At 65.2% G+C, this 23,961-nt stretch carries 14 protein-coding genes and 1 pseudogene; 14 read left to right on the top strand and 1 reads right to left on the bottom strand.

Going from position 1 to position 23,961, the window contains the following annotated elements; genetic code table 11:
* From AC27IQ_RS03645 to AC27IQ_RS03580, 14 genes and pseudogenes are all read left to right on the top strand, one after another.
* A pseudogene (locus tag AC27IQ_RS03645) lies at window positions 1-487 on the top strand (histidine kinase); the annotation flags it as partial.
* A 20-nt stretch (window positions 488-507) separates the two neighbouring features.
* Window positions 508-1,491 (top strand): ATP-binding protein, encoded by a 984-nt coding sequence (locus AC27IQ_RS03640; RefSeq protein ID WP_487088261.1) that lies wholly within the window; start codon window positions 508-510, stop codon window positions 1,489-1,491.
* A 4-nt stretch (window positions 1,492-1,495) separates the two neighbouring features.
* A complete protein-coding gene (locus tag AC27IQ_RS03635) occupies window positions 1,496-3,475 on the top strand; it encodes a hybrid sensor histidine kinase/response regulator (RefSeq protein WP_487088265.1) in 1,980 nt (659 codons plus the stop codon).
* A gap of 8 nt (window positions 3,476-3,483) precedes the next feature.
* Window positions 3,484-6,156 carry an ATP-binding protein gene (locus AC27IQ_RS03630; RefSeq protein ID WP_487088259.1) on the top strand — a complete coding sequence of 891 codons (2,673 nt, stop codon included), beginning with the start codon at window positions 3,484-3,486 and terminating at the stop codon, window positions 6,154-6,156.
* Window positions 6,157-6,413: 257 nt separating this feature from the next.
* Window positions 6,414-7,037 carry a biliverdin-producing heme oxygenase gene (locus AC27IQ_RS03625; protein WP_487088257.1) on the top strand — a complete coding sequence of 208 codons (624 nt, stop codon included), beginning with the start codon at window positions 6,414-6,416 and terminating at the stop codon, window positions 7,035-7,037.
* Window positions 7,034-9,256, top strand: a complete 2,223-nt coding sequence (locus AC27IQ_RS03620) for an ATP-binding protein (protein ID WP_487088255.1) — start codon at window positions 7,034-7,036, stop codon at window positions 9,254-9,256. Before AC27IQ_RS03625 ends, AC27IQ_RS03620 begins: the two co-directional genes overlap by 4 nt.
* A gap of 72 nt (window positions 9,257-9,328) precedes the next feature.
* Window positions 9,329-9,715, top strand: a complete 387-nt coding sequence (locus tag AC27IQ_RS03615; protein ID WP_487088253.1) for a response regulator — start codon at window positions 9,329-9,331, stop codon at window positions 9,713-9,715.
* A gap of 305 nt (window positions 9,716-10,020) precedes the next feature.
* Window positions 10,021-10,554 carry a MarR family winged helix-turn-helix transcriptional regulator gene (locus tag AC27IQ_RS03610; protein WP_317357513.1) on the top strand — a complete coding sequence of 178 codons (534 nt, stop codon included), beginning with the start codon at window positions 10,021-10,023 and terminating at the stop codon, window positions 10,552-10,554.
* A gap of 539 nt (window positions 10,555-11,093) precedes the next feature.
* Window positions 11,094-12,398: a glucose-1-phosphate adenylyltransferase gene (gene glgC / locus AC27IQ_RS03605; RefSeq protein ID WP_284428724.1), complete on the top strand. Its 1,305-nt coding sequence runs from the start codon at window positions 11,094-11,096 to the stop codon at window positions 12,396-12,398.
* On the top strand, window positions 12,395-14,560 hold the full coding sequence (gene glgX, locus AC27IQ_RS03600) for a glycogen debranching protein GlgX (RefSeq protein WP_487088250.1): 2,166 nt from the start codon (window positions 12,395-12,397) through the stop codon (window positions 14,558-14,560). The genes glgC and glgX overlap by 4 nt, the downstream gene beginning before the upstream one ends.
* Window positions 14,557-16,374, top strand: coding sequence for a malto-oligosyltrehalose trehalohydrolase (gene treZ, locus AC27IQ_RS03595; protein WP_487088248.1), 1,818 nt, complete (start codon window positions 14,557-14,559; stop codon window positions 16,372-16,374). Before glgX ends, treZ begins: the two co-directional genes overlap by 4 nt.
* Window positions 16,371-21,350 (top strand): malto-oligosyltrehalose synthase, encoded by a 4,980-nt coding sequence (locus tag AC27IQ_RS03590; protein ID WP_487088246.1) that lies wholly within the window; start codon window positions 16,371-16,373, stop codon window positions 21,348-21,350. The genes treZ and AC27IQ_RS03590 overlap by 4 nt, the downstream gene beginning before the upstream one ends.
* On the top strand, window positions 21,347-22,798 hold the full coding sequence (gene glgA, locus AC27IQ_RS03585; RefSeq protein WP_487088244.1) for a glycogen synthase GlgA: 1,452 nt from the start codon (window positions 21,347-21,349) through the stop codon (window positions 22,796-22,798). Before AC27IQ_RS03590 ends, glgA begins: the two co-directional genes overlap by 4 nt.
* 125 nt (window positions 22,799-22,923) lie before the next feature.
* Window positions 22,924-23,142: a hypothetical protein gene (locus AC27IQ_RS03580; RefSeq protein ID WP_487088242.1), complete on the top strand. Its 219-nt coding sequence runs from the start codon at window positions 22,924-22,926 to the stop codon at window positions 23,140-23,142.
* Between the two features lie 50 nt (window positions 23,143-23,192).
* On the opposite strand, the gene AC27IQ_RS03575 is transcribed toward AC27IQ_RS03580, so the two are convergent.
* Entirely contained in the window at window positions 23,193-23,948 is a 756-nt protein-coding gene (locus tag AC27IQ_RS03575; protein ID WP_317357499.1) for an SDR family oxidoreductase, read from the bottom strand.
* Window positions 23,949-23,961 lie beyond the last annotated feature (13 nt).

Genomic DNA, 23,961 nt, shown 5'->3' with positions numbered 1-23,961 from the left:
GTTCGTGGCCGATGGCCTCGGCCACGGCAGCGAGGCAGCCAGGGCGTCCGGCGCGGCGGCGGACCTGTTCCTGCAGGCCCCCTTCGGCGACCTGCGCGAGCAGATCGAAAGCATGCATGCCGAGCTGCAGTCCACGCGGGGCGCCGCCGTGTGCAGCCTGCGGCTGGATGCCACGGCCGCCACCGTGCGCAGTTCCGGCGTTGGCAACGTGGTGGCCCGCGTGGTCACGGGCCTGTCGGACCGCTCGGTCGTCACGCAGCACGGCACGGTGGGCCTGACCATGCGCCGGCCGCAGGAGACCACCACCGAGCTGCCTCCCTATGCGCTGCTGGTCGTACACAGCGACGGCATCGAAACCCGCTGGCATCCCGCCAGCATCCAGCGCCTGCTGGGCAGCGATCCCACCCTGGTGGCCGCCGTGCTGCTGCGCGATCACCACCGGGCGCGCGACGACGCGACCGTGGTGGTGGTGCAGTGCATCGAGTGACCCGAAGCACGAAAGACACCATGGACGGCACCTCCGACCTCATTTCCGACCGCACCTTCCAGGCATCCGACACGCCGGCACCGACGCCGCCCACCGCCGCTGCGCCCCAGGAATCCATCGAGGCGCTGCGCGCCGCCCTGGCCGAAAGCCAGCGGGAAGTCCAGGAGCTGAGCGCCGAGCTGGAGGAAACCAACCGCGGCGTGGTCGCGCTGTATTCCGAGCTGGACGCGCAGGCCGAGCAGCTGCAAAAAGCCACGGAGATGAAAAGCCGTTTCCTGGCCTACATGAGCCACGAGTTCCGCACGCCCATCAACTCCATTCGCAGCATCGCCCGGCTGCTGGCCGACCATGTGGACGGGCCCCTCAACACCGAGCAGGCCCGCCAGGTGGGATTCATCCAGAGCACCGCGAACGAGTTTGCCGACATGGTGGACGACCTGCTCGATCTCGCCAAGATCGAAGCCGGCCGCGTGGAAATCTCGCCTGCCTGGTTTGACATGCTGGATCTGTTCCAGGCCCTGCGCGGGATGTTCCGGCCGGTGCTGACCAACCCGGACGTCAACCTGTTCTTCGACGAGCCCCAGGGTATCGCGCCGCTTTACACGGACGACCGCAAGTTGTCGCAGATCCTGCGCAATTTCATCTCCAACGCGCTCAAATTCACGCCCCGGGGCGAGGTGCGCGTGTCGGCCCGCGTCGTGGATGGAGACCGGGTGCGATTTTCGGTGACCGACACCGGCATCGGCATCGCTCCCGAATTCCATTCCAGCGTGTTTGACGACTACACGCAGATCGGCTCGTCGCTGCAAAAGCGTCTGCGCGGCACCGGCCTGGGGCTGGCCGTGAGCCGCCAGCTGGCCGAACTGCTGGGCGGCACGGTCACGCTGGAGAGCGCGCTGGGCAGCGGCTCGGTGTTCTCGCTGACGCTGCCGCTGCGGCTGCCGGGCAACGAAGCCGCGGCCACGGGGGCTCCCGCAACCACCGAGGACGGCGCCCATGGGTAACGGCATGCAGGACGTCAGTGCCATCCACACGACCATCGACCGCGCCGCGCACACGGTGCTGGTGGTGGACGACAACCCGGTCACGCGCTACTCCACCGTCCGGGTAATCCGCGCCGCCGGCTTTCAGACCGTGGAGGCCGACAACGGCACCGAGGCCATCCGCCTGGCGGCCACCGGCGTGTCGGCCGTGGTGCTGGACGTGCACCTGCCCGACATCGACGGCTTCGAGGTCTGCCGCATCATCCGCCAGCAGGAAGCCACGGTCCTGCTGCCGGTCACGCACCTGTCCGCCGCCCACGTGCACAGCGAAGACCGGGTGACCGGTTTGAACGCGGGGGCCGACGCCTACCTCACGCACCCGGTGGAGCCGGCGCTGCTGGTGGGCACACTGCAGGCGCTGATCCGTGCGCGCATGGCCGAAGACGGCCTGCGCCGCAGCGACCGGCGCTTTCGCGCCATCTACAGCCAGGCGCTGGCGGGTATTGGCCTGATCCAGCCCGACGGCCGTTTCACCGATGTCAACCCCGCCATGATGCGGCTGCTGGACCGCTCGCGCGACGAACTGCTGGGCCACCCCATCAGCGACTTTGCGCCGCCCGGCTGGCTGGACTTCATCACCGAAAAAACCGTGGGGGGCGAGCGTGGCGACCCCTGGCAGGGAGAGTTTCCGCTGCAACGCCCGGACGGCGCCTGGGTGTACCTGGAGTGGAGCATCTCGGCCCACGTGGAGCCCGGCCTGCGCATGGCGATCGCAGCCGACATCTCCGAGCGCATGGAGCTCGACTCCCGCCGCCAGGATGTGCTGGAACGCGAGCAGGCGGCCCGCGCCACTGCCGAGCGGCTGAGCCGCACCAAGGACGATTTCATCGCGGTGCTGTCGCACGAACTGCGCACCCCGCTGAACGCCATCGCCGGATGGGTGCATATCCTCAAGCGCCGCGGCGGCACGCCCGAGCTGCTCAAGGGCCTGGACTCCATCCACCGCAACGTGAAGGCGCAGGCGCGCATCATCTCGGACATCCTCGACGTGTCGCGCATCAACAGCGGCAAGCTGCACCTGGAGCGGGAATGGATCGACCCCGTCGAATCGGTGCGCTCCTCCATTGACGCGCTGCAGGCCTCGATCGCCGAAAAGCGCCTGGACGTGGCGCTGGCCGTGCAGGACGCGAATGCCCCCGCCTGGCTGGACCCGACGCGCTTTCAGCAGATCTTCTGGAACCTGCTGACCAATGCCATCAAATTCTCCAACGACGGCGCGCGCATCGACGTGGCGCTGCGGCGCGAGAAGGGCCAGCTCACCCTGTCCGTGCGGGACTACGGGCGCGGCATCGCCAGCGAATTCATCGATCACCTGTTCGACCGGTTCACGCAGAGCGACTCGCCCGACAACCGACGCCACGGCGGCCTGGGCCTGGGGCTGTCCATCGTCAAGCAGCTGGCCGAACTGCACGGCGGCCGCGCCACGGCCGTGAGCGCCGGGCTCGACCAGGGCACCACCATGCAGGTGATGCTGCCGGTGGACCACAAAGGGGGCGACACGGCCCGCGCCGCGCCCCTTGGCGACGATGCCCCAGCCGAACCGCCGATGAACGACCGACCCCTGGCGGGCCTGGACATCCTCATCGTGGAAGACCACCCCGATGCACGCGAAATGCTCACCGTGGTGCTCACCGACGGCGGTGCGCGCCTGCGCGAAGCCGGCGACCATGACGCGGCCATGCAGGCACTGGCCGAGCGCTGGCCCGACGTGCTGGTCTGCGACATCGGCCTGCCCGGGCGCGACGGCTACGACCTGGTCCGCAGCCTGCGCTCCCTGCCCCTGCCCGAGGGCAAGGCCCAGCCGATCGCCATCGCGCTGACCGCCTTCTCCCGCGCGCAGGACGCACAACGGGCTCTGGAGGCAGGATTCGACGCGCACCTGGGCAAGCCCTTGCAGCCCCACGCCCTGATGGCCACCATCAACCGACTGGCCGATTCACGCTGATTTTTTGCATGAACCCCTCCCCTGCCACTGCCATCACCGCTGACAGCGACCGCTTCGCGCACATCTTCATCGGGGACAGCGAGATGGCACAGCTCATGCGCGCCCACGACTGGGAAGCCACCCCGCTCGGCTCGCCGGCATTCTGGCCCGAGCCGCTGAAGGTCGCGCTTCGCATCCTGCTCACCTCGCGCTTCGAGATGTGGCTTGGCTGGGGACCGGACATCGCTTTTTTCTACAACGATGCCTATCGCCCCACGCTGGGGGCCAAGCACCCGTACGCGCTCGCGCGCCCGACCGCCGAGGTCTGGGCCGAGATCTGGGATCAGGTGAAAGGCCGCATGCACGCCGTGTACGAACGGGCCGAGTCCACCTGGGACGACTCGCTGATGCTGCTGCTGGACCGCGCGGGCTACCTAGAGGAAACGTACCACACGTTTTCGTACAGCCCGCTGCACGGCGACGACGGGCAGGTCCACGGCCTGTTCTGCGCGGTGTCGGAAGACACGGGCCGCGTGCTCAACGAGCGGCGCCTGCGCCTGCTGCGCGAACTGGGCGCGGCGCTGTCGGCCGTCAACAGCCGCCGGGCCGTGCTCGACACCGCCTGCGAGCGGATGGGCCAGGCCCAGCGGGACTTGCCGTTTTCACTCGTCTATCTGTACGAACCCTCGGGCGTGGCCCGCCTGAGCTGCAATGCAGGCATCGACCAGGGCCATCGGCTGGCGCCCACTGTGCTGGCGATGAACTCCCGGGAACCCTGGCAGGTCCACCGACTGCAAGCCGGCGACGCGGCCTTCGCCGTGCCGCTGGACGCGGTGAACGACGTGCCCACCGGCGATTGGGACACGCCGGCGCGGGCGGCGTTCGTCGTGGCGCTGCCGGCACAAGGCGGCGCCCGGTCGGCGGGATTCATGGTGTGCGGGGCCAATCCGCACCGGCCCATGCACGACGGCGAGGCCATGGCGTTCGTTCAGTTGCTGGCCGGCCAGATCGCCTCGCGCCTGGCCAGTGCCGGGGTGCTGGAGGAAAGCACGGCGGAGCGCGACCGACTGCGCAGCCTGTTCCAGAAGGCGCCCGGTTTCATGTGCGTACTGCGCGGCCCGGAGCATGTTTTCGAGTTCGTCAACGACTCCTACGTGCAGCTGATCGGGCACCGCAGCGTGGAAGGCAAGACAGTGCGCGAAGGCCTGCCCGAGCTGGAAGGCCAGGGGCTGTACGAACTGCTGGACGAGGTCTACCGCACCGGGCAGCCGTACCTGGCCCAGGGCCTCAAGGTCCTCATCCAGCAAAAGCCCGGCATGCCGCTGGCCGAGCGCTACCTGGACTTCATCTACCAACCCACCACCGACGGCCAGGGCGAGGTCACCGGCGTTTTCGCCGAGGGCTACGACGTGACGGAAAAGGTGGTGGCCGAACAGGAGCTTCGCGCGCTGAACAGCCACCTGGAAGCGCGCGTGGTCGAGCGCACCCAGGAGGTCGAGAACGCGCTCGCGCGCCTCACCACCGAATCGCGCGAGCGCGAAGCCGCGCAGGAGGCGCTGCGCCAGTCGCAGAAGATGGAGGCCGTGGGCCAGCTCACGGGCGGGCTCGCGCACGACTTCAACAACCTGCTGGCCACGATCACAGGCAGCCTGGAACTGCTGCACCGCCGCGTGGGCCAGGGCCGCTACGACGACCTGGAGCGCTATGTGAGCGTGGGCCAGGGCGCCGCCAAGCGGGCGGCCTCGCTCACCCACCGCATGCTGGCCTTCTCGCGCCGGCAGACGCTGGACCCCAAGCCAACCGACGTGAACCGGCTCGTGAAGGGCATGGAAGAGCTGATCCGGCGCACCATCGGGCCCGAAAACGAGCTGGAGGTGGTGGGCGCCGTCGGCCTGTGGACCACGCACGTGGACCCCCACCAACTGGAAAGCGCCCTGCTCAACCTGTGCATCAACTCTCGCGACGCCATGCCCGGCGGCGGCCGGCTCACCATCGAGACTGCGAACAAGTGGATGGACGAGCGTGCCTCCCTGGACCGCGACCTGCCCCCGGGTCAGTACGTGTCGCTGTGCGTGACCGATACCGGCACCGGCATGTCGCCCGAAATCATCCACCGCGTGTTCGAGCCGTTCTTCACCACCAAGCCGATCGGCATGGGCACGGGGCTGGGGCTGTCGATGGTCTATGGATTCGCGCGGCAGTCGGGTGGCCAGGTGCGCGCCTACTCCGAGCCCGGCATGGGCACGACCATGTGCATCTACCTGCCGCGGCACGAGGCGCCGGCGCAGGACATCGACCTGCCCTCGGCGCCGTCGATCGCAGGAGGCCAGGGGTCGGGCACCGTGCTGGTAGTGGACGACGAGCCGAGCGTGCGGTCGCTGGTGGTGGAGGTGCTGCAGGAGATGGGCTACGACACCATCGAGGCACAGGACGGGGCATCGGGGCTGCTGGTACTTCAGTCCAGCACCCACCTCGACCTGCTGATCACCGACGTGGGCCTGCCCGGTGGAATGAACGGACGGCAGATGGCCGATAGCGGCCGGATCTACCGGCCGGACCTGAAAATCCTGTTCATCACCGGCTATGCCGAAAATGCGGCCGTGGGCAACGGCCACCTGGAGCGGGGCATGCAGGTGCTCACCAAGCCCTTTACGCTCGATGCGCTTGCACGCCGCGTGCAAGGGCTCATCGCCCCGCCCTGAGGTCCCTCGCTTTGAACCATCTCACTGCCGCCGGCAGGCACGGGTTTCGCCATCGCTGCCAACGCAGCGGCGGCGTCGGGCCGGACGGACCTCGCCCGCTGCGAGCGCAGGTGTTGCAGGCACAAAACAGGCGGGTAACCTGCCTGGCGCCATGGGCAGACCCAGCCCCTAAAATCTTGCTCCAGTCTTTTCTGGCCACCCCGATCCCCCGTCCTTCTTCCGTGTCACAGCGATCTCCCCTCCCGTCCTTCACTCCGGTGCCGGAGACCGACTGCCTTTCGGCGCTGCGACAAACCACGAAGGAATCGCATGCGCAGCTGGATGCCAGCCTGCCAATCGGCAGGGCCGATGCCAGCCTGGAAGACTACCGCCACCATACCCTGGCCCTGAGCGCCTGGCTCACGGCCCTCCAGCCGCACCTGGCGGCGCTGGAGTCGCTGGTGCCCGGTTTCGACTTTGCACGCCCCGCTCGCCTGCACGCCCTGCACGCGGACTGGCTGGCGATGCGCGGCGAGCCAGCGCAAGCCGAAGACGGCTTCGGTGACGCCAGCGGCTGCACGCAGCAGATGGCTGCGCGGGCGTTTTCCGCTTTCGGGGCACCCGGCCATGCGGCGGTCTGCTGGGGCCTGGCCTATGTGGTGGAGGGTTCGCAATTGGGAGGCCAGTTCCTGTACCAGCGCCTGGCGCCCCGGCTGGCGCCGCATCCGCTGCGCTATTTGCACGGCCTGGGTGCCGGCACGGGTTTGCGCTGGAAACAGTTCACCAGGCTGCTCGACACGCACGTTCAGAGCCGTTTCGATGTCCAGGCGGCCTGCGCCGGCGCACGTGCCGGCTTCGATGGCCTGCGGCACCAGTTGCAGGGCCAGGGGGTGCTCGCATGATCCAGTCATTCACACCCGGCACCACCACCACGCTGGACAACTGCGACCGCGAGCCCATCCACGTGCCCGGCAGCATCCAGAGCCATGGCACCCTGATCGCTGTGGACCGCGAAGGCGTGGTCCGCTATGTCAGCGCCAACGTGCAGGCCCTTCTGCAGTGCGGCGTGACCGTGGGCGAGCCTCTGCCCGAAAGCCCGGGCACGGTGTGCCCGCTGATTGCAGGGCTCCTCCAGGACGGCTTGCAGGCGCTGCGGGGCGAGCGGGATGTGCCCATGCCCAGCGAGTTGCAGGTCGAAGACCGCCAGTTCGACGTGGTGCTGCATGTCGGCAGCGCGATACTGGTGGCCGAATTCGAGCTGCGCCACCAGACCCACAGCGAGCTGGCAGGCTTTGCCGTGCAGGCCCACCGCGCGATGGAAAAGCTGCGCCGGCCCCGGGCCATCGATGAGCTGCTGCAGCTGGCCACCGAAGAACTGCGGGCCCTGACCGGCTTCGACCGGGTGATGGCCTATCGCTTTCGCCATGACAGCAGCGGCGAAGTGGCCGCCGAATCGTGTGTCGATACGCTCGACCCCTACCTGGGCCGGCGCTATCCGGCCAGCGACATTCCAGCGCAGGCACGCAGGCTCTACGTGGCCAACACCCTGCGGCTGATCGCCGACGTGCGCTCGGCCGCGGTGCCCCTGCTGCAGGAGGCCGGTGCGCCCCCGCTGGACCTGAGCGGCAGCATTCTGCGCAGCGTGTCGCCAATCCACATCGAATACCTGTCCAACATGGGCGTGGGTGCGTCGATGAGCGTATCCATCGTGATCAACGAACAGCTGTGGGGCCTGATCGCCTGCCATCACATGGGTCCTCGCCAGGTGCCCTACAGCGTGCGCATGGCCTGCGACGTGATCGCCCAGGTGCTGTCTGCCAACATCCAGAGCACGCTCTCCCGCTCCCAGGCGGACCGCCTGCAGCAGCTGGCCGGGGCCCGCACCCACCTCATCGAAGAGCTGCTGCACGCGGACGACGAATTCACCGCCCTGACACAGCACACAGCCGAGATGGCCGCCATCTTGCAGGCCGATGCGGCGCTGGTGGCTCATGGGGCGAAGCTGACCGTGTTCGGCGAAGTATCGGAAGCGGCGGGCAGCGCCATCGTGCAATGGCTGGCCGCCGAGCCGGGCCAGGACCGGCAGCGCCTGTTCCAGACCCAGTCGCTGCCGCAGCTTGCGCCCGAACTGGCTGCCGCGACGTCGCCCTGGTGCGGCGTGCTGGGCATCCCTTTCGACCGGGACCGCAACGGCTGGTTGATCTTTCTTCGCAAGGAGCAGATCGAGACCATCCACTGGGGCGGCAAGCCGGACAAGGACATCCGCCACGGCCCCCTGGGCCCGCGGCTCACCCCGCGCGGCTCGTTCGATCTGTGGAAGGAAACCGTCCGGTCCACCGCCGAGCATTGGAGCACGCTGGAACTGGACGCCGCCCGGCAGTTGATGGACGAACTCGTGCGCGTGCAGAACGCGCGCACCGCCGAGATCAATCGCACGCGCAACCAGCTGATGGCCGTCCTGGGCCACGATCTGCGAGACCCCCTGCACTCCATCAGCATGGCCGCGCGCGTGCTCGAACAGGGCGGCACCGACGGCGGGCGGGCCGGCAGGATCGGTCAGCGCATCCAGTCCTCCAGCAGCCGCATGCAGCGGCTGGTGAGTCAGGTGATGGACATGTCGCGCCTGCAGAGCGGCCTGGGACTGGATCTGCAGCGCACGGACGTGGATCTGGTCGCCCTGCTGAACGACCTCATCGACGAGGCCCGCACGGCACACCCCGGCACCGAGATCGTGGGCACCATCCCCGCTGCGCTGAAAGCCCGTGTCGATGCCGATCGCATCGCCCAGGTGGTCGTCAACCTGATCGGCAACGCGCGGCACCATGGTCAGAGCGGGCATCCCATCGAGGTGCATGCGACCGCCACCGATGAATGGCACGAGATCGCCGTGCGCAATGTCGCCGCCCCCATCCCGGAAGACATTGCCCGCAATCTTTTCAGTCCGTTCAAGGCCTCTTCGGTCGGCAACGCGCGCAATCGGTCGGGGATGGGGCTGGGGCTGTACATCGCCCACCAGATCGTCCAGGGACACGGGGGCAGCATTGGATACGAATACCGCGCACCCCATGTTGTCTTCTCGGTCCGCTTACCCGTGCAGAGGACGGGCACAATAGAGCCCTAAGAAGAAGACTATTGGGCTTGATTGTTTGATGGTCTTTAAGAAAAACACTGTACCGTCAGCGAAGCCCTCCGCATGCCTGCAGACATTCTCATCATTGACGACAACCGCGATGCCTCTGAACTGCTGAGCGATCTGCTCGACCTGCAGGGCTACACGGTGCGCGTCGCCCACAGTGGCAACGAAGCGCTGCAGCACATGGCGCAACGCCCCGCCTCGCTGTTCCTTGTAGACCAGCAACTGCCCGACATGCTGGGCACCCAACTCGTTCCGAAATTGCGCGCGGCAACGGCAGGCAGGCCCAGCATCGCGATCGCCATCACGGGGTTGGGCGTTTCTGACCGGGCGCAGTTGATCGGTTTCGATCACGTATTGGCCAAACCGCTGGCCTTCGATGCGTTCGACGCCCTGATCGCAGCCTGCTCGGCCGAGCTGGACCAGCAAGGCGACGCCGAGCGCTGACGGATAGCTGACGGCCCCTTCCACCCGGGCACACGCGGCCATGCTGCGCCAAGCCAACCACCCATCGGCCGGCATGCGCGTGGCGATAATGCCTCGCTCCATGGCGAGTGCACGTGAATGTCGGGGAATGTACGGGCTTCAGGGGCTCCAGCCGTCGCCAAGCACTTCGCCTTTACCCATAAAACAGCGGCTTGGGCCCACGAGGTCGGGGCCGCCCCGAGTGTCAGAGCAATCCGTTCAGGTGTCTTGTGCCGGACTGGCAGGGATTGCGAGGACTCTTACACTCGACCGCCCGGAAACCCTCCATGCATGAATCTCCCGTCGATCCCTCCACCGTCCAACACCTGCTCGGCTATGCTCTGGCGCAGGCACGGGTAGCGGCCAACCGCGCTTTTTTCCAGGCGATCGGCGAGCCCATGCAATTGCGCACCGTCGAATTTTCCTTGTTGATGCTGCTCTTGCCGGGCGAAGGATTGTCCCAACGGCAACTCGCCCAGGCGCTGAACCTGAGCGCCCCCAACCTCACCCTGGTGGTCAGCCGGCTGCAAAGCCGGGGCCTGCTGGTGCGCGAGCGCAACCCCACCGATCGCCGGGCTCAGGCCATCCGCCTTACGGCCGAGGGCCTGTCCATTGCCCGGCAGGCGCATGCCACTTCTCTGGAGATGGAAGCGGGCCTGCGCCAGCTCTACTCGCCGGCCGAATGGGCGCTGCTGCTGGAGTTGCTCCAGCGCGTCAGCCCCGGCGCATTGTCAGCCAATGAAGAGCAGGCCCGGACCGTCCAGCGACAAGCACCGCGGGCCCCCATCGGCCACCAGCGCAATAATATCAACGGCATGTAGCTATCAATTAGATAGCAAATATCCAGACGACCACAGCCAGCGCAAAGCAGCCTCACGCAAGGTCGGGCTCTGCGTGCCGGCAGCCCCGGCGCGTGAACGCTGGTGCGACACGTGGCGCCAGCGCCACTGCCCGCTGCAGCGGGCGTAATGCCTGTGCTTAACCGCACCGGCACCAGCGCTGCGCGCTCTGGCAAGCCCCCGATCACGTAGGCAAGTGCCTACACGGGCAGGTAGGAACTTCCTGCAACCTCTTGTTGCATCGCAACAGAAGATGCGTCCAGGACCACCTGCATGCACCCCGACTCTCTCCATGACCCGGCCTCCGGAGCCCTCTGCCTTCCAGGCAAAGCTTCGAGCCGGGTTTCGTCGCGCGTGAAAAGGGATGCAAGAGGAGGATGGCCCGGATCGATCCGCAGGGCGCAGGCGCTTGCAGTCATCGAACTGCCAGGCGCCCCCGCGTTCCGATGTCGGTCGCCGCAGCCCAACCTGATTGTCTCCACCTCACCTTTCCACGTCTGATCCATCTGGGAGTTCCCACCATGTCACGCACCAAAAATGTCCTCGCCATCGTCATGGCCGGCGGTGAAGGCTCCCGCCTTCACCCACTAACAGCAGAGCGCTGCAAGCCCGCCGTGCCGTTCAACGGCAAGCACCGCATCGTGGACTTCGTCCTGTCCAACCTGGTGAATTCGGAGATCTTTTCCATCTACCTGCTGGTGCAGTACAAGTCGCAGTCGCTCATCGAGCACATCCGCCAGTCGTGGACCATGGCCCGCTTCATTCCAGAGCATTTCGTGACGGTGGTGCCGCCCCAGATGCGCAATGGTCCCGAGTGGTTTCAAGGCACGGCCGATTCGGTCTATCAGAACATCCACCTGATCGAGAGCTTCCGGCCCGACATCGTCGCGGTGTTCGGAGCAGATCATATCTACCGCATGGACGTGCGCCAGATGATCGACTTCCACGTAGCCAACAACGCCGATGTCAGTGTGGCCACATTGCCGGTCAAACTGTCGCAGTGCGACCAGTTCGGCATCGTGGAAACAGACGAGAGCCACCGCATCACGCAGTTCGTCGAAAAGCCAAAATCCACGCACCCCATGCCCGGCAGTTCGACCCATGCCCTGGCTTCCATGGGCAACTATCTCTTCAATGCGGACGTGCTGCTCGACGCACTCAAGAAAGCGCACGAGACAGGCCACAGCGATTTCGGCAAGCACATCCTGCCGACCATGCTGGAGTCGCACCGCCTGATGGCCTATGACTTCGACACCAACACCATCCCCGGGACCGAGCCTTACGAAGAGCATGGCTACTGGCGCGACGTCGGCACCATCGATTCGTACTTCGATGCCCACTTCGATACGCTGGGCGCGACGCCGCGCTTTCGCATGACCAACCGCCAGTGGCCGATCTACGCCAGCCCCGACCAGGCGGAATCCGCCCAGATCGAAAATGGTGTGATCCACCGCTCGGTGGTGGGTTCGGGCAGCATCGTGGACGGCGCCTCCCTCGACCATGCCATGCTGCGCCGCTCGGTTGTCGTCGAGCGCGATGCACGGCTGGAGCATTGCATCGTGATGGAGCGCACTCGCATCGGCCGCGGCGCCCAGATCCGGCGGGCCATCATCGACCAGGACAACGACGTGCCCGCCCATGAGCGCATTGGCTTCAATCTGGAAGAAGACCGCAAGCGCTTTCATGTCACCGAAAGCGGGATCGTCGTGGTCCCCCGCAAGTTCTTCACCGCGCAGCAGGATTCCGGCACCAACACCCCCAGCATCGGCCGTGCCCGGCCACCGGCCCCCATCACCACCGAAAGCGACCGCAAAGTAGCCGCATGAAACCCGAACTGATGAATACGCCTTCCGCTCCCGTCGCATCCCGACACAAGAAAGTCCGGTACACCGTCGAGCCAGGCCGCCACTGGCCGCAGGGCGCCACAGCGAGCCGGCACGGCGTGAACTTCGCCGTCTATGCGCCGTCGGCGGAGAAAGTGGAGATTTGCCTGTTTTCGGACGACGATCAGGAAACAGCGCGCATCACGCTTCCCTGCCTGAGCCGGGACACGTGGCACGGACTGGTGAAGGGACTGAAGGTCGGCCAGAGGTACGGGTTGCGGGTGCATGGCCCCTACGAGCCCGGCAACGGGCATCGCTTCAACCCTGCGAAACTGTTGCTGGACCCCTACGCGCTCGCTCTCGATCGGCCAGTTCTCGGTCATGCGGAACAGTTCGGCTACGAACTGGACCAGGAAGAAGAAGACCTTCAGCCCAGTACGGTGGACAACGGTGCTGTCGCGCCCAAATGCCGTGTCGTCAAATCGCGCTTCGACTGGGGCGACGACGCTCCGCCCCGTGTACCCGCCAAAGACACGGTTTTCTACGAAGTGCATGTGAAGGGCTTCACTCAGACCATGCCCGGCGTTCCCGAGCCCCTGCGAGGCACGTATGCCGGCCTGGCCAGCGACGCCGCGATTGCCCATCTGCGCGATCTAGGAATCACCAGCGTTGAGCTTTTGCCCGTGCAAGCATTTCTGGACGACAAGCGGCTGGTGGACAACGACCTCACCAACTACTGGGGCTACAACACTGTTGCGTTCTTCGCGCCAGAGCCACGCTATAGCGCTTCCAAGGCAGACGGTGGAGTGGATGAATTCAAGGCCATGGTGAAGGCGTTGCACGCCGCAGGGCTGGAGGTGATTTTGGACGTGGTCTACAACCACACGGGAGAAGGCAATCACCTGGGGCCCACGATCAGTTTCAAGGGCATCGACAACGCAGCCTATTACCGGCTGTCTCCGGAAGATGCCCGCTACTACGTGGACTACACCGGCACTGGCAACACGGTGGATACGAGCAGCCCGGCCGCGTTGCGCCTGGTGCTGGACAGCCTGCGCTACTGGGTGACGGAAATGCACGTGGACGGTTTCCGCTTCGATCTGGCCTGTGCACTGGGCCGTGACCCTTCGGGCGCCTTCACGCACCGTGCGGCTTTTTTCGCTGCCGTTGCGCAAGATCCGGTGCTGTCGAACGTCAAGCTCATCGCAGAGCCGTGGGACCTCGGCCCCGACGGCTACCAGGTCGGCGGATTCCCGGTGGGATGGATGGAATGGAACGGTCGCTACCGCGACGCGGTGCGCGACTACTGGCGCAACGCCGATAGCAGCCTGCCGTCATTCGCCGCCTGCCTGTGTGGCAGCGCGGACATGCTCGCCGCGCGCAAGCGCCCGCCGGTGGACAGCGTGAACATCGTGACCGTGCATGACGGCTTCAGCCTGGCCGATCTGGTGAGCTACAACGAGAAGCACAACGACGCGAACAAGGAAGACAACCGAGACGGTGAAAACCACAACCGCAGCTGGAATTGCGGCGCCGAAGGTCCTTCGGACGACCCCGCGGTCCAGGCGCTGCGCGAGCGCCAGATGCGCAACTTCATCGCCACCCTCTTCGTCTCGCACGGCACGCCCCTGCTGCTGGGCGGCGACGAAATGGCCCGGACCCAGCACGGCAACAACAACGGCTACTGCCAGGACAGCTCACTGTCTTGGTACGACTGGAATCAGGCCACGAGCGAGGCGGAGCTGATGGGGTTCACCCGGGCCCTGCTGGCGCTACGGCATGCATTGCCCGTGTTGCGTCCCGCCGTGCACCCAGCCGGCACCACCGGACACCCTGCCTGCGTGGCACTCAACTGGCACAGCGTCTGGGGCCTGGCAATGACCCAGGAGGAATGGGAAGATCCCCAGGTGCGCTGCGTAGCAGCGCTGATGGAGGGCCACGGCGACAGCGAGTCGGTCATGTTGCTGTTCAATGCGACCCCTGCGGATGCGGTCTTCACCCTGCCTCAGGACGAGCATGGCCGCGTGTGGACCGTGCGAGTGGACACCCGCACAGCAGCCGTGCCACCAGCCGACGCGGCAGACATCCCTGCAGGCGGGCAGTGGACGCTGCAGCCGCATTCCATGGCCGTTCTGACAACACCCTCACGCGCCGACCTGTCATGAAGTACCGGCATGACATGCCGTTTGGCGCCCGGCTCACAGCCGACGGCGGCGCCGGATTCAGCCTGTGGGCGCCCAACGCCCGCGAAGTGGTTTTGCACCATGGCACGGCGCCAGCATTGCCCATGGTGCCTCTCCCGGCGCAGTCCCGCCCGAATGGCTGGTGGCACGTGGAGTTGCAAACAGCCTCTCGCGCCACCCGCTATCAATGGCAGGTGGACGGTGGCCCCCTGATGCCAGACCCGGCTTCGCGCAGCAATCCCCACGGCCCGCATGGCGCCAGCGAGATCACCGATGCCAAGGACTTCGACTGGCAGGTGGACTGGCAAGGGCGGCCGTGGAGCGAGGTGGTCCTGTATGAACTGCATGTGGGCACGTTCACGCCCGAAGGCACCCTGCAAGCCGCGTTGCAGCAGTTGCCACGGCTGAAAGACCTGGGCATCACCACTGTGGAATTGATGCCCCTGGCATGCTTCGGGGGCCGGTTCGGCTGGGGGTATGACGGCGTGCTGCCCTTCGCTCCGCACCCTGACTACGGAACCCCCGACGATCTCAAGCGCTTCATCGACGGGGCGCATGCGCTGGGCCTCATGGTGATGCTCGACGTGGTGTACAACCACTTCGGCCCGGATGGAAACTATCTCGGCCTCTACGCACCGCAGTTCTTTTCTGAAAAGCACACCAGCCCTTGGGGTGCCGCCATCAACTTCGACGGCGCCCAGAGCGGGCCCGTGCGTGAATTCTTCATTCACAACGCGATGTACTGGATCGAGGAGTTCCGGTTCGATGGCCTCCGCCTGGACGCAGTGCACGCCATCATCGACGACAGCGAGCCCGGCTTTCTCGCCGAACTGTCTCAGCGCGTGCGCACTGCTTGCCCGGGCCGGCATGTGCACCTCGTCCTTGAAAACGAGAAGAACCAGCCGGAGCATCTGGCCCCCAGCCCCAAGCCCTCCCGCTATGACGCGCAATGGAACGACGATTTCCACCACGCGCTGCATGTGCTGCTGACTGGCGAAACACAGGGCTATTACGGGGACTATGGCAATGAGCCGGTGGCCCTGTTGGCGCGCGCGTTGACGAGCGGCTACGTCTTTGCCCACAGCGACCGCGACGGACAGGGCCGCAGGAAACAGGTGGTGGCTGCGGCGCCCGAGCCCCTTTCCACCATGGTCCAGTTCTTCGGCAACCACGATCAGGTCGGCAACCGCGCGTTCGGGGAAAGGCTGGCGCAATTGGTTCCAGCGCCCGCTGCCGAACTGGCCATGCTGCTGACTTTGCTGGGTCCGGCGACGCCGCTGATCTTCATGGGCGATGAATTCGGCGCCCAGACACCGTTTCTCTACTTTGCCGATTGGGAAGGGGAACTGCGCGATGCCGTGCGCCAGGGCCGCTTGCGCGAATTCGGCCATGAAGTCCCGCCAGGCGGGACGCTTCCCGATCCTTGCGATACGGTCACCTTCGCCCACAGCCGTCTCGACTGGCAGCAAGCCGACAACCCGCAAGGCCAGGCGCGGCAGGCGCTGTTGCGCGAAGCGCTTGCAGCGCGCAGACAGTGGCTCAATCCGCGCCAGCACCGCTTGGTACCACGAGGCCACACGGCCAAGATGGTGGGCGCCCGCGGCCTGAGGGTGCGGTGGCATTACGACGACGGCGCGCAATGGCAGATGGACATCAATCTGAGCGACATGCCCGTCGAGGCGCCGGCATCTGACGGCTCGCAGGGAATCCCGCGGTTTTCACACCGCTGGAGCAATGACACGACCCAATGGGCACCTTGGTCCGCCCGTTGGTGTTTTCTGGAGCCCAACGCATGACGGACCCTACCCCCGGCGAAGCACTGCGCCATCGCGCCCACTTGGCTGGCATTGCACTGAACTACACCAGCTTCTGGGGTGAGCACCGCGACGTGCCCGTCTCCGTCATCGAGCGGGCCCTGGCCGCCATGGGAAGCCACGCGGATACCAACGCCGTGCCCTCCCCCGTGCTGGTATCGGAGGGCGGCGCAGCCACCGTACCGCTTCTCAACGAAGGGCCCTGGCGCCTGTTCACCGCAGAGACGGCAGAACGCATGCTGGTGTGCGAGGGCGTAGGCACCGTCGCCGAAATTCCCGCTTCGCTGGCGGTGGGCTACTACGCCGTCCATTCCCCAGGGGCATCGGCCGAACGGCTGGTCATCGTGGCGCCCGAACATTGCTGGTCCCCTGAACCCCTGCGGCAAGGCGAGCGCTGGTGGGGCTTGAGCGCCCAGTTGTACGCCCTGCGCTCAGAGCGAAACTGGGGCATCGGCGATTTCACCGATCTGGCAGACCTCGTGTCCATTGCTGCCGGACAAGGCGCGGCTTTCGTCGGATTGAGCCCTTTACATGCCTTGCGGGCGGACCAGCCAGAGGCTGCAAGCCCCTATAGCCCTTCCAGCCGGTTGGCGTTGAATACGCTCTTCATCGATGTGGCGGCGGTACCTGAATTCGTGCGCAGCCCAGCCGCGCAGACGCTGTTCTCGGACCCCGCTTTCCAGCAGCGGCTGGGTGCGCTGCGGGCTTCGAGCGAAGTGCGCTATGCCGAAGTTGCGGCCGCCAAGCAGGAAGTGCTGGGACTGTTGTGGGACGAGTTCCGACGCAACGAATGGAACACCGGTTCGCCGCGTGCGACGGTTTTCCGCGAGTTCATGCAGGGCCAGGCCGACACCCTCGGGCAACACGCACTGTACGAGGCCATCCAGTGCCATCTGCACGCTGTCGATCCCAGTATCTGGGGTTGGCCTGCATGGCCGGAAGCGATGCGCGACCCCCAGGGTGCTGAGGTGAAAGCCTTTGCACAGGACCATGCGGATCAGGTGCAATACCGCTTCTGGCTGCAGTGGCTGGCCCACGCCCAACTGGACCGGGTAAGCCAGCGGGCCCGTTCGCTGATGCCGCTGGGCCTGTATTGCGACTTGGCGGTCGGAGCGAACGACGGGGGCTCCGAAACCTGGACCGGCCAGGGCCTGTACGCACGTGGCATGAACGTGGGCGCTCCGCCGGACCCGCTCAACCACCAGGGACAGGATTGGGGCCTTCCTCCGATGAATCCCTGTGCGCTGGCGGCGGCGCATTTCCTGCCCATGCGCCGATTGCTGGCCAGCGTGATGCGCCCGGCCGGCGCCTTGCGGATGGACCATGTCATGGCGCTCATGCGCCTGTTCTGGACCAGTGCCGACGGCGGCGCTTACGTTTACTACCCTCTGGACGCCTTGCTGGCCATCATGTCCATCGAAAGCCATCGCCACCAATGCCTGGTGATCGGCGAAGACCTGGGCAATGTCGCGCCGCAGATGCGGGAGGCGATGGCGCACAGAACGCTGCTGTCCTATCGGCCATTGATTTTCGAACGCGCCGACGGCGGCGCGTTTCGCACGCCGGCCCATTGGCCTCACCAGGCCCTGGCGGTGGTCAGCACGCATGATTTGCCCACACTGCGCGGGTACTGGGCGGCTGAAGATATCGAGGTGCAGTCGCGCCTGGGCTGGCTGTCCGCACCGGACGCGCATGCCCGCGCCTTGATGGAGCGCGCCCAGGACCGCGTGAGGTTGCTCGTCGCGCTCAACGAGGAAGGGCTGCTTCCGAGCGGTGCCACTGCGGACCCGCAATCGGTGCCCGAAGCCAACGCGGACTTCGTGGCCGCAGTGCATCGCTATCTCGCCAGAACACCCTGCTGGCTGGCGGCAGTGCAACTGGAAGACGTGACAGGCCAGTTGGAGCAGGTCAATGTGCCGGGCTCCACCGAGGCCATGCAGCCCAACTGGCGCCGCCGCCTGAGCGTACCGCTGGAAAAGCTGGCGACCCATCCCTGCTTTTCGGCCATCGCGGCCGCCATGCGCGCCGAGCGCGGCGGCGCGGCCCTGCCCTTCAGCGAGGCGTTGCCAGCGCTAGATACCGCGGATATTCCCTTGGCGACGTACCGGGTGCAGTTCCACGAAGGCAATACCTTCGAGCAGGTCACCCGGGCCGTCCCCTATTTCCATGCATTGGGGATCAGCCATCTCTACAGCTCGCCGTATCTGAAGGCCGCGCCGGGCAGCACGCACGGTTACAACGTGGTGGACCCGACCCGTCTGAATCCCGAGGTCGGATCGGAGGCGACGCACACCGCCTTGTGCGAGGCGCTGCAAGCGCACGGACTCAGCCAGGTGCTCGACATCGTGCCCAACCACATGGGGGTGCTGGACTCCAACAACCCCTGGTGGCAGGACGTGCTCGAGCATGGGCGAGCCTCCGCCCATGCAGCCACCTTCGACATCGAATGGGAGCCGACCGCACCAGAAATGCACGGGCGGGTGCTCCTGCCCATGCTGGGTGGTCATTACGGGCGCGTTCTCGAATCCGGCGAACTCCAGGTGGCATTCGACCCTCAAGGCGGGCGGTTCAGCATCCGCTATTGGGACCACGAACTTCCCATCGACCCACAGCATTACGCACGCATTTTTGCAGCCGTGCCGGCCCCTGTTTCCGGCGGCGAACGCGATGGCGACAGTCTGGCGCAGATGCAATCGTTGGTGGACGCATTCGGCACCCTGCCCTCGCGCAATACCAGTGACGAGAACGAACGCGCCATGCGCCAACGGGATGCGCCGCTGCACCAGCGGCGGCTTGCGGAGCTGGCCGGCGAGCACCTCTGGGTGCGCCAATGGATCGAAGCGCTTCTGACACAGTGGAACGGCCAGAAGGACAGCCCGGAAAGCATCAACGCGCTGGACCAATTGCTGCGCGATCAGGCTTACCGCCTGGCAGACTGGCGTGTGGCAGGGGACGACATCAACTACCGCCGATTCTTCGACGTCAACTCCCTGGCCGCCGTTCGCATGGAAGACCCAGCCGTTTTCGAAGCGACCCACACCTGCATCTTCCGCTGGCTGGCCGAGGGAAAGATCTCCGGATTGCGCATCGACCATCCGGATGGATTGGCCGACCCTGCCCAGTACTTCGACCGCCTGCAAAAGCGCTATGCGTCGCTGGCACACGCTGCGGGACGGGAGCCCCGTGCGCTATACCTCATCGTGGAGAAGATTCTTGCCGACCATGAGCCCCTGCCGCAGGATTGGCCTGTGCACGGAGCCACCGGATACCGGTTCAGCAGCCTGGTCAACGGGCTTTTTGTCGAGCCGGCCTCTCAAGCAGCTTTCGACGATGCGTATTCCGCCTTCACCGGCGATCGCAAGGAATTCGAAGAGGCGGTGCACGAGTGCAAGAAGCACATCATCGAAACCTCGCTGTTCAGTGATCTGGGGTGGCTGGCCGACACGCTTTACCGCATCAGCCGCACCGATCGCAAGACCTGCGATTTCACGCGCAACCAGTTGCGCATCGCGCTGACGGAGGTGGCGGCCGTCTTCCCCGTTTACCGCACCTACATCGCGCCTGATGGCTCGGGACTGTCCGACACGGATCGACAGCACGTCGAATGGGCCATCGCGGCGGCACGTCGCCGCATGGGCACGGCCGAAGGGGGCGTGCTCGCGTACCTGCAAGGCGTTTTTGTCGGCACGGAAGGCCAGCACCTGCCCGAGTTGCGGGGCGCGTTCCTGCGCCGTTGGCAACAGTTCACGGCGCCGGTGATGGCCAAGTCCGTGGAGGACACCGCGTTCTACCGCTATGTGCGCCTGGTGTCGCTGAACGATGTCGGCTCGGAGCCGCGGCGTTTCGGATTGTCCGGTGCCGCATTCCATAAGGCCAATCTGCAACGGTCGCGGCGGTTACCGCACGGGCTGCTGGCGACGTCCACGCATGACAGCAAACGTTCGGAAGATCTGCGCGCGCGCCTGAATGTGCTGTCCGAGATTCCGGCCCTGTGGGAAGACACGGCCATTCAACTGCGCGAACTCGGAACCCGTTTCACGACCGAGATCGATGGCACGGTGGTTCCCAGCCCCCATGATCTCTGGGCACTCTATCAGGCCCTGGTCGGCATCTGGCCGGCAGAAGGCGCCGATGTGAATGAGCGGATCGGCTTGCGGGACCGCGCCAAGCAGTACATGGTGAAAGCCATGCGCGAAGCCAAGCAGGCGACCAACTGGCTATTTCCCAACGAGGCCTATGAGGCGGCCGTTGACCGATATATCGACGGTGTGCTGTCCACGGATCGCTTCGTGCGAGAACTGGAGAAATTCGTCCAGTCCATCGCCCCCTACGGATTTCGCAACAGCCTGTGCCAGCTCGCGCTGAAGCTGACTGTCCCGGGCGTGCCCGACATCTACCAAGGCTGCGAGCAATGGAACTTCAGCCTCGTCGACCCTGATAACCGCAGGCCCGTCGATTTCACAGAACTGGAACGTTCCCTGCAAACGGTACGCTCGCACTACGCTTTTGGCTATCCCTCGGTCCAGGCCTGGCAGGAGATGCTCGGCGCATCCCCGGCACCGCTGGTCAAGCAGCTGGTCACATGGCGGCTGCTTCAGCTGCGGCAGAAAATGCCGGAACTGTTCCTGAACGCCACCTACCTTCCTCTGACCGTGGAAGGCCAGAGCGCCGAACATGCCGTCGCGTTTGCCCGCATTCGGGAAGGCAAAGCCATTGTGGTTGTCTGCTCGCGGTTGCTGTACGGGCTGACCGCGATGGGTTGGCGCGGCACCCGCGTCACGGTTGCCGCGGTACACCCTGCCCTGGACAAAATTCTGAGGTGGAAGAACTGGATGACGGGAGCGGCACTGACAGCAGACAAGGATGGAGGCCTGGAGCTGGACATCGTGATGGGCGAGCTGCGACCAGAGGGTGGTACCTTGCCATTCGTGGTGTTGGTGCCCGAGGACGTCGAATGAAAGTCCTCTTTGTCACGCCTGAATGCGCCCCACTGGTCAAAACCGGTGGGCTGGGCGATGTCAGTGCCGCCCTGCCCCGTGCATTGGCAGCCATGGGGCACGATGTTGCCTTGCTCATGCCGGCCTACGGCGATATGGCCATCACCGGCCAGATCGTGGGTTTGTCTGCCATTGCGCCACGGGGTGCCTGGCCTGCAGCGCAGTTGCTTCAACTGCGCCAGGAAGACGGTTTCATCCTTTACCTGCTTTCTTGCCCCCAACTCTATGCACGCGCGGGCACGCCCTACGGCGCACCCTCCGGCACGGATCACGATGACAATGCGCTGCGCTTCGGCCTGCTCAGCCAGGTCGCGGCAATGATGGGCACACAGGCAACGCCCTGCGGATGGCAGGCCGACATCGTGCATGCCAACGATTGGCCCACCGGACTGGCCCCGTTCTATCTGGCGCAAGCGCGCGCTGTGCGCGACGGTGCCCCAGTGGCACGCAGCGTCATCACTGTGCACAACCTGGCATTTCAAGGCGTCTTTCCAATGCACGCCTGCGATGCCCTGGAGATCCCGCCGGAGCACCGGGGCATCGCGGGTGTCGAGTTCTGGGGTGGAATGTCGATGCTCAAAGCAGGCTTGAACTTTGCCGACGCCATCACCACCGTCAGCCCCACGTACGCACGCGAAATCCAGGGCCCTGAGCTTGGTTTTGGCCTGGATGGGGTCTTGCGGGAGCGTTCCAATGTGTTGTACGGCATTCTCAATGGCGTCGACACAAACATATGGAACCCAGCAAGCGATCCTCTCATCGCTGCGCCTTACAGCCTGGAAAGCCCATCGGGCAAGGCGCTGAACAAAATAGCGTTGCGCCAACGCTGTGGGCTGGATGCCGCGGAAAACCGCATGCTGTTCGGCTTGGTCGGACGACTCACCCAGCAAAAAGGCGTCGATCTGGTAGTAGAAGGCGCGGAGCGTCTGGTAAAGCAAGGTGCACAACTTGTCGTGCTGGGCAATGGCGATACAGCGATCCAGGCCCGCTTCACTCAACTGGCAGCCCGCTATCCGGAGCACATCAGCGTCACCCTGGGCTTTGACGAATCGCTGGCCCATCAAATCGAGGCCGGCGCGGACTGCTTCCTCATGCCTTCTCGGTTTGAGCCATGCGGACTGAACCAGATGTACAGCCAGATCTACGGTACCCCACCCATCGTCACGCATACGGGTGGACTGGCGGACTCCGTCGTGGATGCGGATTCATCCCCATCGGGGGGCACCGGATTCATCATGCCGCTCGCAACCCAGGAAATGTTTGACGAAGCGGTACAGCGGGCGATCGCGGCGTGGCAATCACCCGTCACCTGGGAATCGCTTCAACGCGCCGGAATGCGGCAAACCTTCGGCTGGGACGCATCGGCCAAAGCCTATTCCGACCTGTACGGTGAATTGCTTGAGTCCTGAGCGCAATGCCGAGACCATCGTTCTGTTCTGTCCTACAAAAAGCGAAAGAGGCCGCGGAAATACTTGCCGAATGCTTGGCAACAAGCATCCTCAATCCGGCGCCTGCACTTCTCTAGGAGATAGAAATGACCCGTAAATCCTGGCCCTTCCTGTCCACATACCAAGAGCGCAGACCTGAGCAGAATGTGGCTTTCTCCTCCACCGATGCGATCCAGCCTCCAGTGGGGCAAAACACCATTTCCCTGGGTACAGAACGGGCAGGAGCAGCTGCGTCATCGATGAACAACTCGCCACTTCGCTGCTCCGACTTCACCATCGGTAATCTTTCGCCTTCGGTGGCTTAAAGGGAGTAGAGGCCGGAACTCGCGGCTCCAACCCTCTCGATAGGAAGGCTTCAGCCTCGCCCGGCAAATGGCATCTTGGTGGCCATTACCGTGTGGAACATCACATTGGCCTCCAGCGGCAAATTGGCCATGTAGAGCACCGACTGGCCGACGATGTCCACGTCCATCAACGGTTCAGCCGCTATCTGCCCGTTTGCCTGCTGTACCCCTTGCGTCATGCGCTGGGCAAGTTCCGTCCCCGCATTGCCTACATCGATCTGACCCACTGCAATATCGTATTTCCGGCCGTCCAACGACGCGGTTTTGGTGAGTCCAGAGACTGCGTGCTTCGTGGCTGTGTAGGCAATCGAATGGGGCCGTGGAACGTGCGCCGAGATGGAACCGTTATTGATGATGCGACCGCCTGACGGTTGCTGCGCCTTCATCACACGAAAGGCTTGCTGCAGGCAATAGAACATGCCATTGAGATTAGTGCCGACCACCTTGTGCCACTGCTCCAGCGGCAACTCGTCAATGGGCACAGCAGGCGCGCCGACGCCAGCGTTATTGAACAGCAAATCCACTCGCCCGAAAGCCTCCACTGCTCGGTCGAACAAGGCCCGAACGGCAATGGGATCCGCAACGTCCGTGGGAACCGCCAAGGATCGCCCCGCTGCACCGGCTTCGGCAATCACGGCATGCAACAGCGATTCCCGGCGTCCTGCGAGAACCACACGCCATCCGTCCTTCAACAAGGCCAACGCAGCGGCTTTGCCAATGCCTGATCCGGCGCCGGTCACGATGGCCACTCTGGATGAATCACTCATCAACCATTCCTCA

It is taken from the genome of Acidovorax sp. KPB24-07 (assembly GCF_057543315.1).
This window is presented reverse-complemented; position numbering and strand designations above follow the sequence as displayed.

Bases quoted from the DNA above. Each gene is read 5' to 3' on its own strand.
- AC27IQ_RS03590 (WP_487088246.1), top strand. From the start codon at position 16,371: ATGACGGACCCTACCCCCGGCGAAGCACTGCGCCATCGCGCCCACTTG.
- glgA (WP_487088244.1), top strand. From the start codon at position 21,347: ATGAAAGTCCTCTTTGTCACGCCTGAATGCGCCCCACTGGTCAAAACC.
- AC27IQ_RS03640 (WP_487088261.1), top strand. From the start codon at position 508: ATGGACGGCACCTCCGACCTCATTTCCGACCGCACCTTCCAGGCATCC.
- AC27IQ_RS03615 (WP_487088253.1), top strand. From the start codon at position 9,329: ATGCCTGCAGACATTCTCATCATTGACGACAACCGCGATGCCTCTGAA.
- AC27IQ_RS03575 (WP_317357499.1), bottom strand. From the start codon at position 23,948: ATGAGTGATTCATCCAGAGTGGCCATCGTGACCGGCGCCGGATCAGGC.
- treZ (WP_487088248.1), top strand. From the start codon at position 14,557: ATGAAGTACCGGCATGACATGCCGTTTGGCGCCCGGCTCACAGCCGAC.
- glgC (WP_284428724.1), top strand. From the start codon at position 11,094: ATGTCACGCACCAAAAATGTCCTCGCCATCGTCATGGCCGGCGGTGAA.
- glgX (WP_487088250.1), top strand. From the start codon at position 12,395: ATGAAACCCGAACTGATGAATACGCCTTCCGCTCCCGTCGCATCCCGA.
- AC27IQ_RS03620 (WP_487088255.1), top strand. From the start codon at position 7,034: ATGATCCAGTCATTCACACCCGGCACCACCACCACGCTGGACAACTGC.
- AC27IQ_RS03635 (WP_487088265.1), top strand. From the start codon at position 1,496: ATGCAGGACGTCAGTGCCATCCACACGACCATCGACCGCGCCGCGCAC.
- AC27IQ_RS03580 (WP_487088242.1), top strand. From the start codon at position 22,924: ATGACCCGTAAATCCTGGCCCTTCCTGTCCACATACCAAGAGCGCAGA.
- AC27IQ_RS03610 (WP_317357513.1), top strand. From the start codon at position 10,021: ATGCATGAATCTCCCGTCGATCCCTCCACCGTCCAACACCTGCTCGGC.
- AC27IQ_RS03630 (WP_487088259.1), top strand. From the start codon at position 3,484: ATGAACCCCTCCCCTGCCACTGCCATCACCGCTGACAGCGACCGCTTC.